This window comes from Levyella massiliensis (genome assembly GCF_000308275.2).
GTDB classification, from domain to species: Bacteria; Bacillota; Clostridia; order Tissierellales; family Peptoniphilaceae; genus Murdochiella; species Murdochiella massiliensis_A.
Genome location: NZ_HG529490.1, coordinates 404774 through 417693, shown reverse-complemented (window position 1 = coordinate 417693; position 12920 = coordinate 404774). Strand labels below are relative to the sequence as shown.

Annotated in this window: 11 protein-coding genes and 1 pseudogene; 1 reads left to right on the top strand and 11 read right to left on the bottom strand. The window is 50.6% G+C overall.

Annotated features, from left to right (window positions below; all coding sequences use genetic code 11):
* Positions 1-21: 21 nt before the first annotated feature.
* The 3 genes from BN98_RS01925 to BN98_RS01915 are packed head-to-tail and all read right to left on the bottom strand — an operon-like array spanning position 22 to position 4086.
* Positions 22-2073, bottom strand: a complete 2052-nt coding sequence (locus BN98_RS01925) for an ATP-dependent DNA helicase RecG (RefSeq protein WP_019190009.1) — start codon at positions 2071-2073, stop codon at positions 22-24.
* A gap of 2 nt (positions 2074-2075) precedes the next feature.
* Positions 2076-3722, bottom strand: coding sequence for a DAK2 domain-containing protein (locus BN98_RS01920; RefSeq protein WP_019190010.1), 1647 nt, complete (start codon positions 3720-3722; stop codon positions 2076-2078).
* A gap of 10 nt (positions 3723-3732) precedes the next feature.
* Positions 3733-4086, bottom strand: coding sequence for an Asp23/Gls24 family envelope stress response protein (locus BN98_RS01915; protein WP_019190011.1), 354 nt, complete (start codon positions 4084-4086; stop codon positions 3733-3735).
* Positions 4087-4268: 182 nt separating this feature from the next.
* On the opposite strand from BN98_RS01915, the pseudogene rpmB reads away from it, so the two are divergent.
* A pseudogene (gene rpmB / locus BN98_RS08550) lies at positions 4269-4454 on the top strand (50S ribosomal protein L28); the annotation flags it as partial.
* Positions 4455-4621: 167 nt separating this feature from the next.
* On the opposite strand, the gene BN98_RS01905 reads toward rpmB, so the two are convergent.
* Genes BN98_RS01905 through fmt form a run of 8 tightly spaced genes read right to left on the bottom strand, consistent with a single transcriptional unit; the run spans position 4622 to position 12890 of the window.
* Positions 4622-5299: a thiamine diphosphokinase gene (locus BN98_RS01905; protein ID WP_019190013.1), complete on the bottom strand. Its 678-nt coding sequence runs from the start codon at positions 5297-5299 to the stop codon at positions 4622-4624.
* Positions 5296-5952, bottom strand: coding sequence for a ribulose-phosphate 3-epimerase (gene rpe, locus BN98_RS01900; RefSeq protein ID WP_019190014.1), 657 nt, complete (start codon positions 5950-5952; stop codon positions 5296-5298). The genes BN98_RS01905 and rpe overlap by 4 nt, the downstream gene beginning before the upstream one ends.
* 35 nt (positions 5953-5987) lie before the next feature.
* Entirely contained in the window at positions 5988-6875 is an 888-nt protein-coding gene (rsgA, locus tag BN98_RS01895) for a ribosome small subunit-dependent GTPase A (protein WP_019190015.1), read from the bottom strand.
* Positions 6876-6889: 14 nt separating this feature from the next.
* Positions 6890-8848: a Stk1 family PASTA domain-containing Ser/Thr kinase gene (gene pknB, locus BN98_RS01890; protein WP_019190016.1), complete on the bottom strand. Its 1959-nt coding sequence runs from the start codon at positions 8846-8848 to the stop codon at positions 6890-6892.
* Positions 8826-9572 (bottom strand): Stp1/IreP family PP2C-type Ser/Thr phosphatase, encoded by a 747-nt coding sequence (locus BN98_RS01885; protein WP_019190017.1) that lies wholly within the window; start codon positions 9570-9572, stop codon positions 8826-8828. The genes pknB and BN98_RS01885 overlap by 23 nt, the downstream gene beginning before the upstream one ends.
* Complete coding sequence (rlmN, locus tag BN98_RS01880; protein WP_019190018.1) at positions 9572-10606, bottom strand: dual-specificity RNA methyltransferase RlmN; 1035 nt, start codon at positions 10604-10606, stop codon at positions 9572-9574. Before rlmN ends, BN98_RS01885 begins: the two co-directional genes overlap by 1 nt.
* 44 nt (positions 10607-10650) lie before the next feature.
* Positions 10651-11943 (bottom strand): transcription antitermination factor NusB, encoded by a 1293-nt coding sequence (locus BN98_RS01875; RefSeq protein WP_019190019.1) that lies wholly within the window; start codon positions 11941-11943, stop codon positions 10651-10653.
* On the bottom strand, positions 11940-12890 hold the full coding sequence (gene fmt / locus BN98_RS01870) for a methionyl-tRNA formyltransferase (RefSeq protein ID WP_019190020.1): 951 nt from the start codon (positions 12888-12890) through the stop codon (positions 11940-11942). Before fmt ends, BN98_RS01875 begins: the two co-directional genes overlap by 4 nt.
* Between the last annotated feature and the right edge of the window lie 30 nt (positions 12891-12920).

Here is a 12920-nt window from a genome sequence, read left to right as displayed (position 1 = left end):
TCCCTTCTCTTCAGGATTTGATTAATTCAGTGTAATCGTACGCACACGCTGAAGCAAGGTATACAGTCGATTTCCGAGCGCTTTCGGCAGATCCTCCGGTCGGTCTAAGGCCCGTTTCTGTGTCGTAAGCCAGTCTTCTACCTGCTGTCTCGCCTCTCGCATGGCCAGGTTCTCGTCCTCGGAAACAAAAAGGCCGTGTTGCTCCGTGCCCAGTCGATCGCCTGCGCCGCGGCTTAGTAAATCTTCTTTTGCAATCAGCCATCCGTCCTGCGTTTTCTCAAGAATCTTTAACCGTTCTCGATGCGACTGCCCTGCCGTATGCAGCATGAGGATACAATAGGCATTTTCCTTGCCGCGACCGACGCGCCCGCGAAGCTGATGCAACTGAGCCAAGCCGAAACGCTCTGCACCGGCAATCATCATCACTGTCGCATTAGCCACATCAATCCCGACTTCAATAACCGTCGTCGCAATGAGCAGATCCGTTTTTCCCCGATAAAAGCGCGCCATCGCCTCCTCTTTATCGGCCGCCGATTGTCTTCCTGTCAATATATCCACGGTGATCGTCCTACCGCGTTTTTCCCCTTCTTCGTCCATCGCTTTTCTTACGCGTTCAAGCGTTTCCGCCACCGACCAGTACTGCCAGTCCGACTCTCCGCTGTCGATCAGAGGACAAACAATGTATGCCTGCCGACCTTTGGCAATCTGTCCGGCGATGGCGCGATAGCAGGCGCCTTCCGAGCGACGATCCACAACGCGTGTCGTGATCGAACCACGTCCAGGCGGCCGATCCGTTAAACGTACCAGATCCAAATCGCCAAGCTCCACAAGATGCATTGTACGCGGAATGGGCGTAGCACTTAATACCAACGTATTGGGTTCTTCAAGCTTTTCCTGCAGCTTTGCGCGTTGTCTGACGCCAAAGCGATGCTGCTCATCCGTAATGACCAAGCCGAGATGTGAAAAACGCACACGCTCCTGAAAAAGAGCATGTGTACCGAAAAAAATACCTGGTTTTCCTTCACGTGCTGCGCGTTCGACCCGCTCTCGTTCCTCGTTCGGTGTGGACCCGGTCAACAGATAGATCGGATGAGAAAAAAATGAACGCGCTTTTTGAGCGTGCTGCTGCGCAAGCACTTCGCTAGGTGCCATAAAAGCCACGCCGGATCCGTTCTCTAAGACATGAGCCGCCGCAAGAAAGGCAACGATGGTTTTCCCAGAGCCTACATCCCCTTGCAACAGAGTGTTCATCGGTTGCGATGATACCAATTGCGTTATAAGCGTTTGAACGGCTTCTTCTTGGGTCTTCGTCAATACAAAGGGGAGGCGCTCTCGATACGCTTCGAGAGAAACGCGCGGAAGCGGTATACTGTGCTTTTGCTGTCTTTCCTTGGCTAAAAAGTGGCGCAACAGCGCTGTTTCCAAGGCCTCGCGCTTTAGCCGTTCCTTCTGTGCCTGTTGAGCGATGGCTAAAGAAGCCGGAAAATGAAGTGCCTCAAGTAACGATTCCAGCGGATGCAAACCAAGCTCCTTTTGCCAAGTAACCGGCAGAGGATCTTCGACGAGATCCCGACACTTTAAGGCTTCACGAATCGCTTGACGACGTACGTTATTCGTCAGTCCTTCGGTTAACGAATACACTGGAAAAATGCCTAGGAATGCCTGCGCTTTCGAGTCGTCAATCATTCCGACTTGCGGATCATAAAGCACGTTTTTTTCCGCATCATAGGAACCGTAAAAGTAATAATCGCTGCCGATGGTAAGGCCGGCGCTACGATAGGGTTGATTGTGCCATACCACCTCGACGCTTTCCGTAGCATCGGCAATCGATCCGCGCAAGAGAGAACGTCTTCCTCCCAAACGCACCGGGCGTGCCAGACGCGTCAAACGTGCCCTTACTACCTTTCTTTCGCTATTCGTATCTTGTGTCAGTGCCGATACTGTTATCGGCTTCGAGCGATCTTCATAGCGTATGGGAAAGTCCAGTAAAAGGGCTTCTACAGACAACAAACCCAAACGAGCAAACAATGCTGCCCGTTTGGGTCCGATTCCTTTTAAAGCCGTGAGTTCCATGATTATTCCATTGAGAAGATATAGGGGTATACCGGTTGACCGCCGTGTAAAAACTCTACTTCGATATCCGGCCATTTCTGTGTCAACGCTTTTTGCAAGGCTTCCGCCTTACTTTCCTCCGCATCCGAGCCCACATAAACCGTGAGCAGCGTATACGCCGGTTTCCAGTATTTTTCGACCAATTGGAGTACCAGTTGCTCATCTTCGGGCGCCGTCATGACAATTTCATTGCCGATAAGACCAATGCGATCGCCTTTGTGGATTGCCAGTCCGCTGATTTCCGTATCGCGTACCGCATAGGTCACCTGCCCCGTAACAACATCCGAAAGACTGCTCTTCATCTGCTCGAAGTTATCTTTCGCCGTGGCCGTATCATCAAAGTTAAACAGAGCCATAATCCCTTCCGGCATGCTTCGCGAAGGAATCACATACACCTGTTTTTCCGTCAATTCCTGCACCTGCTCCGCTGCCAGAATAATATTCTTATTATTCGGCAAAATGAAGACGGACTGCGCCGGCACGCGCTCGACCGCTTCGAGTAAATCACGTGTCGAAGGGTTCATGGTTTGTCCGCCGGAGACAATTTCATTCACCATCATGTCTTTAAAGAGCGACGTGAAGCCTTCGCCCATACATACGGCAACAAAGCCGAAACGACGCAAAGGTTCCTTCGATTTTTCCGGCTCTTGCGGCCGGATCGGTTCCGAAACGACTTGCACTTCTTCACTTTTGCGTACAGCATGCTCCCGCGTGCTTACCACATGCACTTCAAGTATTTTGCCTCTTTTATCCTGGCTGTTTAAAAGCTTGATCGGGGTATCCGTATATGCTTCTACATGAAAACCTCGATCGATGTGTTCAATGGTATGCAACACCCCGTAGTGCTCCAGATGACGCAATAAACGCGCTTCTTCAATGTCACTGATGTCAAAGCTGACAAAAAACTCTTTCTCTGCTTTCAGTGCATTGTCGCGCCCTTCTTCCGTCGTCTCCACATGCGGCGCTTCCGCTTTAGACTCCTCCAGAAGCGCTTTCAGATTTTCGCCCGACAGCGATTCCACAAAACCGCAAAGCAAATAGACAAGCCCCTGTCCGCCTGCATCCACCACACCGGCTTCTTTTAGTTCTGCCAGCATTTCCGGTGTCTGTTGCAGCACATGATTGGCATAGCGCAAAATATCTTTCAAAAAGAGCAGAATATCGTCGTATTCGCCCCTGTTTTTCTGTGCAAATTCGCTCATGGCACGTGCAATCGTAAGAATCGTGCCTTCTGTCGGCTGCATGACTGCTTTATACGCCTTCGCACGCGACGCTTCAAACACGTCCGGAATATCGGAAAGAAGGATTACTTCCTTGCCCTTAAGCGCCTGCGCCATACCACGGCACAGCTGCGACAGAATAACGCCCGAATTACCTCGTGCTCCCATCAAAGAGCCGCTGCCCAGCGCTTTTGCCAGCGCTTCTATACTTTCCGGCGCATGTTCTACCGTTTCCACGGCAGATTTCATCGTCAGACTCATGTTCGTGCCTGTATCGCCATCCGGAACCGGAAACACGTTTAGGGCATTCACTTCCGCTTTGTGGAAATCCAATACTTCACAGGCTTTTTGAAAGCCTGCTTTCAGTTGTTTTGCATCAATCCGTTCCACATCCGCCCCCTTATACACGCAAGCCTTGCACCATGACATCCACAGAGCTCACGGTAAGGTTCGTTTTGGATTCCACATTGTATTTCACTGTATCGATGATGTTCTCAGCTACCATGGAAATGCGTACTCCGGATTCCATAATGACATGCAGTTGAATCACAACGCAATTTCTTCCACTGCTGATCACACGTACGCCGCGGCTCATATTCTCCAAGCGCAACAAACGATAAATATTATCGCGGGAATCGCGGGCAGCCAGACCGACAACCCCATAGCATTCCATGGTTGCCTGGCTCGCAATACGTTCGATTACATCATCTTCTATCGTGACGTCACCATATTCATTAATAATTTTTGAAGACATGGCTCCTCCTTTGTATGCATACAAGTTATAGTAATTATAGCATAATAAAAACAGCCTTTGTTCCTCCTTACCCTTTGTCTTTTTCCGTAAAAGTGCGGATAAAATGCATGGAATCATTTGCTAGAGGCTGTTTGGTTTGTTATAATACCCATGTTAAGTAAAAGTATGGGCAGGAGGAAAGTATGTCGAGAGTTTGTGGTATTTGTGGAAAATCGAAAGCAGCCGGTAACAACGTTACCTTTTCGCATAGAGGCATTCGTCGTACGTGGACGCCGAATCTTCGTCGCGTCCGTGTCTATGATGAAAACGGGACCCCGAAGCGTATGTACGTCTGCTCCCGTTGCTTGCGTTCCGGTTTAGCCAATCGGAATCGTCCGACCGATTCCGTTTATACGGTAGAAGAAGCGAACACGGAAGCTGTTATTGTTGAAGAAACGCAGGAAGCGGTTACCGAAAGCGCAGAAGCAGAAAATTAAAATACAAAAAAACAAAGAGAAAGGGAGTGCGTTCGCACTCCCTTTTTTGTACGAATTTTTCATCCCTGCGTTTTTCGATCTCGAGATTGAAAACAAAAAACGCCCGTGCCTTCCGCACTTTCTACAACCACTACATTCTCTTCGCTCAAAATATGATTCGATATGCCAAGTGATGAACCGGCTTCCAATATTTCACGATCCAATGAATATTCAAATCCGACAAGGCTTAAACGCACACTTCCCGAAAAAAGCATAAAGGAGGTGTACCATTCTGCCGTTCGTTTCGGCAATCGATAGGTGCCCGGCCGTAAATAACGAACACAATTATTTTCTGTGTACTGGATGATGGACATTCCCTGTTTTGCAAAGCGTTCCATCATCGCAATATTAATCATACTGTGGTCCAGGCGCGATCCGATGGCGCCAAAAAGAAGCACTTCGTTAAAACCGTGCTCCAGGCAATACGAGAGCGCTAATTCCGTATCGGTTTGATCTTTTTTTACCGGAAAGCGCAAGACTTTTCCCGCTTTTTCATAGTGTTTGAAGTGCGCATTCTCTGGCGATACACGAGAAGAGTCAAAATCCCCCAGCAATAGATCTGCTTCGCGGTCAAGGCTCAACAACACATCGAAGCCACCATCCGCGCATAGCACCATGTCTGTGCTGTCCAGTAAATGGAGAAGCTGTTCCGGCTCGGGAAGGCTCTCGCCCGCCGCAATAACACCTGCTCTTTTCATTTCCCAAGATGCTCCTGAAATGCCCTTGCCGCTTTTTCGGTATCCTTACCGAAGACCGCCGAACCGGCGACAACCCAATCGCAGCCCGCTTCAAGCACCTCATCCACATTGCCGAGATTAATACCACCATCCGCTTCCAGAATAATGGGACGGCCTGAAGCCTCAATCATCGCCTTAACCTGACGAATCTTGGGCAGCATCGTGGTGATAAAAGATTGTCCGCCAAAGCCGGGATTCACACTCATGACCAGGACGAGATCGAGATCCGGTAATATACTTTCCAATACCGAGGCCGGTGTGGCCGGATTCAAAGCAACGCCTGCTTTCATGCCCAGAGCATGGATCTCCTGAATGGCACGATGCAGATGCGTCACTGCCTCCCAGTGTACGGTAAGCAATTGACAGCCGGCTTTTTGGAACGCCGGAAAAAGATACGAAGGCTCTCGCACCATCAAATGCGTATCAAAAAACAGGTCCGTATGCGGCCGCAATTTCGCAATAACCCCCGGCCCGTAGGAAATATTTTGCACAAATTGACCGTCCATCACATCCAAATGCAGATGCGTCACGCCGGCTCGCTCCACAGCTGCCAGTTCTTCCTCGAGACGATAAAAGTCCGCCGATAATAGCGACGGCACCAATTGGCGTTCCATGACTCTCCCTTTCCGTTCCCTTCGCTCCGGATTCTTTAAGAGCGATTTTCGATTTCCGCATATAGTGCTAAATAGGACGCATAGCGTTCAGGTGCCATGTTCCCGCTTTCCACTGCTTCTTTCACCGCACAATGAGGCTCTTTTCGGTGGGTACAGTTCCGAAACCGGCACATTGCTTTGTAACGACAAATTTCCGGAAACGCCTCTCCCACTTCCGCCGGTGATGCAAAATCGCGCAGATCCAAAGAGGAAAAGCCCGGTGTATCAAAGATATAGGCCTCTTCGCCAATGTGAAACAGACGACTGGTCCGTGTCGTCTGTTTTCCGCGTGCTGTCTTGGCACTGAGGGATCCGATCACTATGGAATCTTCGCCGCTCAAGCGCCGTATCAGCGTACTTTTTCCGGCGCCGGAAGGTCCGGCGATGGCGGTGAGCTTTCCTGCCAGGGCTTCTTCCAGGGGCGGAACGCCGCTGCCATCCATAGCGTTAATCGAAAAAACAGGATAACCCGCTAAGCGATAGCGCTTGACCCAAGCGTCACGCAAGGATTCATCGGTGCGATCCATCTTATTAAAGCAGAGGAGTACCGGAAAGCAACGTTTCTCCAACACCACAAGAAGCTTATCCAGTTGCAGGGCATTTACCATGGGCTCTACTAACGTTTCTACCACCAACACCTGATCCACATTAGCAACCGGCGGGCGCAGAAGGCTGTTCTTGCGTGGTAATATTTCCGTGATCGTGGCCTCCTCATCCTGCTCCGCCTTGGTCCAAATCACATAATCGCCAATCATGGGACGAATGGATTTATCCCGAAAAACGCCACGGCCTTTCGCGAAAAGTGAAACAATGCCTTCTTCGTTTCCCTCCGCCACAATCTCATAGCGGTCCTTTTCCGATGAAATAATATGACCCTGCGGCACATCGCCTCCTTGTACTATTTATCTCTTCCACCGTTCGTGTTTTGTCTGGCCGTATCGGCAGGAACGCCGTCGATATAGGTTGCAAACTGTGCCCCCTCCAGCGCCTCAACTTTGGCGGAAATATAACCTTTGTCATTGACATCCGAGGCATAAAAGACTTTTTTATAAACAGGTTTTTCACGAGACTCGTTCAGATCATAAATGGTCACTTCAAACTTCTTCTTACCTGCGGGCGGATAGATGCTCGTATAATAGATCATCTTACGCGCGGCGTTCGCTTCCGAAGAATCCGAGTTTTGTTTGCCCATGGATACCGTAATGGAAATCGCACTGTTTTGTTCCACCTGCGTACCAGCTGTGATGGATTGCGCAATCACCGTACCGGAAGGATAGGTGCTGAAAGCAGTGTTCAGTTTCCCCAATTTAAGACCGGCCTCATTGATCGCGGCAAGAGCCTGATTCTGTGTCTTATTAATCAACACCGGCACAACCGTCATCACCGCTTCCTGTCCGCGACTGATGATCAGATTAATACGTGCGCCCGTCTCCGACTGAGCATTCGCCGCCGGATCCGTGCGAACGACCTGGTCTTTCGGTACGTTGGCGTCAAAGGCAAAGCTGGTTTGCCCGATGCGGAAGCCCTCTTCTTGTAGTTGCTTCACCGCATCATCCCGCAAGAGACCAGCTACATTCGGTACAGCCTTGTGCATTTTACCCGTGCTCACGACTAAATTGATCGTCGTGCCCTTCTCCACCGGGGTGCCGCTCATAATGCTCTGATCAATCACAACGCCTTTTTCGATTTCATCATCGGCTTTTCGTTGCTTTACGACGCCGCTTAATCCATCCTTTGCCAGCAAATCCAAGGCCGCCTGTTCATCCAAATTGATGACAGCGGGAACCATGATGCTACGCTCCTTTTCCGCCTGTTGCCGTTGGAAAAAGAAGAACAAGAGACTGAAAAGAGCGATGATTCCAACGACTGCCAACAAAGCAATGGTTCGCATCATCGGACGTTTGCTGTTGTCTTCTTCCGGTTCAATGTTGCCACGGCTTTGATACACGGCTTCCGGTGGGCCCGGTTTTCTCTCCACACGTGGTTTTACTGCTGCATGCGTCACCGGAGGCAAAAACATGGTGTCCTCTAACGCATCATAGTTGTCCAACGCATCCGCCAGCTCTTCTGCCGAAGCAAATCGATCCGAAGGATTTTTCTCAAGACAGCGCAAAATGATACGATTCAGTCCCGGATGCAACGCCGGATTTCGTTCGATCGGAGGGATCGGCGCTTCCTGAATCTGTTTCATCGCGATCCCTACCGACGTTTCCGCATCAAAAGGCACCGCACCAGTGGCCATCTCATACATCACCACACCCAGCGAATAAATATCGGACTTAACGTCCACTGCCTGTCCCTTGGCCTGTTCCGGCGAAATATAATGCACCGTGCCCAAAATATTGTTGGTCAACGTCACCGTCGATGCCGAGGTAATGCGCGCAATACCAAAATCGGCAACCTTGATGTCACCGGTTTTCGTGATAAGAATATTAGCCGGCTTAATGTCTCGATGCACCAAATCATGCTCGTGAGCACGTTGCAGCGCCAGCGCAATTTGACGTCCTGTCTTGGCAATGACAGCCGAACTCATCGTGCCGTGAGCCTGAATGGCTTCCTTTAACGTAGTGCCTTCAATCAGCTCCATCACAATGTAATGCAACGTGCGATCCTCAATCGTTTCGCGACCGACATCATAGACGTTTACAATGTTGGGATGGTTCAGCGAGGCTGCCGCCAAGGCTTCATTTTCGAATTTTTGTACAAATTCCTCATCTTCAAGATATTGTTCTTTGAGGATCTTTACGGCGACTTTACGCTTCAGCACCAGGTCTTCCGCTTCATAAACATAGGCCATACCACCATGCCCAATGCGTTGCGCCAGTCGATAGCGATTATTCAGCACAATCGGATTCATGGTCATCTCCTATGTCGTACAAGGTAATCGTAATATTATCCGCACCGCCATTGTTTTTCGCCTGTTCCACTAAGGTTTCACAGGCCATACGCACATTGCTTTGTTCGCCGAGAATCGATGCGATCGCGGCGTCCTCCACCATTTTGGTTAATCCGTCACTGCAGAGCATGATGCGATCCCCCTCTGCCAGCGCAATCTCTCGCGTATCCACGTCAATTGCCGGATCGGTTCCCACGGCACGCGTTAACGTATTGCGATCCGGGTGAACCAATGCCTCTTCCGGGGTCAACAGGCCCTGTCGAACCAGATCCGCCACCAAAGAATGATCCTGTGTCAATTGATGCAGCGTTCGATCGCGGAAGAGATAAATGCGGCTGTCCCCTACATGCGCAATCGTAAGCTTATCACCGGTGACGACAGCACAGCAGATCGTCGTACCCATACGACGATATTCCGCCACGTTTTTGCCTTCCTCATAAATAGCAGTATTGGCTGCCTGTACAGCTTCCGTCAGAAGACGAGCATAATCCTCACGCTCTTTATAGGCCATGAGATAATCTTGTGTATTCTCAATGGCCATGGACGCCGCTACTTCACCTGCATTATGGCCGCCCATGCCGTCCGCCAGCAACAACAGCGAAAAACGCGGATGAAAATAATTGGAAAATCTATCCTGGTTCATAGCGCGCAAACGCCCGACATCTGTTATGGAATAGGTATGCATTAACCCCTTCCCCTTCCTTCATACATTATGCGCAACTGCCCGCATGCCGCATCAATATCGGCACCGCGTTTTTGTCGTACACTCACATGCACGCCACCATCCTCGAGCGCCTTAGCAAAATGGCGAATGGCAGTGGTTTCGGCAGCTTTACCGTCATATTCATCAATCTCATTTAGTGGGATGAGATTGATATGAAATCCCGGTCCCGCTAAATGCTCGCAAAGCCAAAGCAAATCCTCTTTACGATCATTTTCTCCCTGAATTAAGGCATATTCAAAACTTACGCGCCTGCCGGTATAAGAAAAATAGTCCCGACATGCTTCGAGAATCTGGTCAATGGACCACCGCTTGGCCACCGGCATCGTACGTTGCCGCCGTTCATCTGATGTGGCATGAAGCGAAATGGCTAAATTGATCGCCAAATCCTCCCCCATGAGTCGTCGAATCCCCGGAACAATCCCGGATGTAGACAGCGTAATATGCCGCTGGCTAAGATTCTTTCCTTCCGGAGCGGTAATCAGTCGAATAAAGCGCATCACCTCTTCATAATTATCCATCGGCTCTCCGATGCCCATGAGTACGATACGGCTGATATTGGCTTTTTCCCACTCTTCCACGCGATACACCTGTGCCAAAATTTCTTCGGCTTGCAAGCTACGTCCGAACGGCGCCTTTGTCGAGGCACAAAATGTACAGCCCATGCGACAACCGACTTGCGAAGAAACGCAAAGGGTATTGCGATCCGCATAGGGCATGAAGACCGTTTCAATGATGGAACCATCTTCTAAGCGCAACAGATATTTAGCGCTGCCGTCGCGTGAACGCAGGACCTTGACGGCCTCTGCGGTTCGAATCGGATAGGCGGCTGTCAACGCGCGCACGGCCTTGGGCAAAACGTTGGCTTTCTCTACAGAAAGTCCGCGCTCAACATGAAAATAGTGAAAAAGCTGTTTGCCGCGAAAAGCCGGCAAGCCCTGCTCTTTTGCCCATGCACAGATCTCTTCCGGCAAGTAAGCATTGAGCGCTCGTTGCATAGCGTCCTTCCTTTCTTCGTCATTATACCATTCTCCCGACCGGCTTACCTCTGACGCCGAAATCGCGCCATAAAAAAGCCGTCTGCTTGCTCATCCAATGGGGAATAACGGCAAACATCCTTATCGCCAATCGCTTCCGCAGACCAAGCATCGGAAAGAGAAGCAATGACGTCTTCGTTTTCCATTGTCCCATAGGTGCAGGTGCTGTAAACCAGACGGCCGCCCGGTTTGACATAATGCGCGGCCGTATGCAAAATTTCTTTTTGTAACGTCTGTAACGCCGGCAAATCGGCCGGCTGACGGTTCCAGCGTATATCCGGTTTGCGTCCTAAAAGGCCTAAGCCGGAACAGGGCGCATCCACCAGCACCACATCAAAAGCACCCCGCCACTCCTGACGTTCTTGACGGGCATCCCCGGTCACCAGTTCCAAATGAGTTTGCATGCGTGCAGCATTCTCCCGTAAATAACGCATTTTTTCGGGCACAGCATCATTCGATACCACGGAACTTCCCGGTGCCAATAATTTCATAGCGACTGATTTTCCTCCCGGAGCGGCACAAAGATCCAAAATCCGAGGTTTCTCCATGCCTTCAACGGCAATCTCCGCCACCCGCACGCCGGGCTGGGATTGAATGGAGATGCGACCGCTTTGAAACGCATCGGTTTCGGTAATAGCGCCGCCATCGCATAAAAGACAATGCTCCGAAAGAGTGCCCTTTCTCACATGGGGCAGAATCGTAGCAAGCTCCTCTTCGACCGCATCCCTATCGCAGGAAGGGGCGACAAAGAGACTGATGGGTGCCGGCTGGTTTTGCAGACGCAAAACGGATTCCCAAGATGCCGGTGCAAAACACGTCGCCAAATAATCCGCCATCCAATCGGGAAGCGAATAGCGTACCGCCGGCGGTAACGAAGACGTGTCGCTCAAAAGCAACTGTATTGCCTCCTCCTTACGCCACAGAGCACGCAATACCGCATTGATAAAGTTTTTCTGAGCCTTTGCCGCGGCATGCGCCAATGTTACCGTTTCATTGATCGCTGCATGAGAGGGCGTATGCAGGAAAAAGAGTTCATACGCTCCCATGCGCAACAAATTGCGCACGCGCAGCTTCTGCTTTTTCATAGGGAATTTCGAAGCGTCATCTAATAACGTATCCAACAGGCGGCGATTCTCGAGAACGCCATAAACCAGCTGTCGCGAGAATGCCCTATCACGCGGATCCGAAAGCAAGCTATCGGAGCGATTGAGACACCGCTCCATCGATTCCCCTTCTTTTTCACTGCGGCATAGAGCAGCTAAAGCAATGCCGCGCGCCGAATGTTTTGCCGGCATCATTTCCTCGCTTCCGTGTCCCAGGGCGTAATACAAGTACCGACAGGAATGGTATGACCATTTAAAAAGGCTTCCGTTGCCATCGCTTTTTTATTCGGTGCTTGAATTTCATCCACCACCAGCAGGCCATCTCCCGTTTGTATCGCAATACCATTTTTATCCGCCTGCATAATTTCGCCGATTCGCCCTTTCTTATCGGCCTGCGCGGCATGGGCTTTATGAATTTTATACGTTTCTCCATCCAGCAAAAGCTTGGCCCCCGGCCAGTCCTTTACCGTACGGATGCGCCACAACAAGGCCTTTGCACTTTGTGAAAAGTCCAATTGACCATCCGTTTTTTTGATCTTTTCTGCATAGGTTGCATGACTGTCATCTTGAGGTATGCGCGCATCAAAGCGCTCTTTATAGTGACGCAGCGTGTCCAACAGTAACGATGCGCCAAGACGACTTAAGCGTTCAGTAATCTCTGTCAGATCACTGTCTCCCGTCGTTAAAGAAGCAGTGGCAAGCACATCGCCACCGTCCATCGTTTCATTAATCAACATCGCGCTCACGCCCATGGTTTCTTCACCGTTCAAGAGCGCACGCTGTATGGGCGCCGCACCGCGATAGTGAGGCAAGAGTGAACCGTGAATATTCACAATGCGACCGGCATAGGCGTCCAAAAGGGCTGAACCGATTTTCTGTCCGTAAGCGATGACCACGAGAAACGCGGGATCAGCTTTTTCCAATTCCTCCCGGACCGATGGGCTGTTCACGGATTCGGGCGTTAACACCGGCAGTTCCCACTGTAAAGCGGCAGCCTTTACCGGAGTCGGTGTGCACTTACCGCGAGATCGCTTGCGATCCGGTTGAGAAACGACCAGCACGACCTCCATATCTTCCGCTTCTTGTAACGCTTGTAGCGCCGGTAACGCGAAATCAGGCGTGCCGAAAAATGCAATACGCATTACGCCTCCTCGTCTTCAGCTGCCGACGGT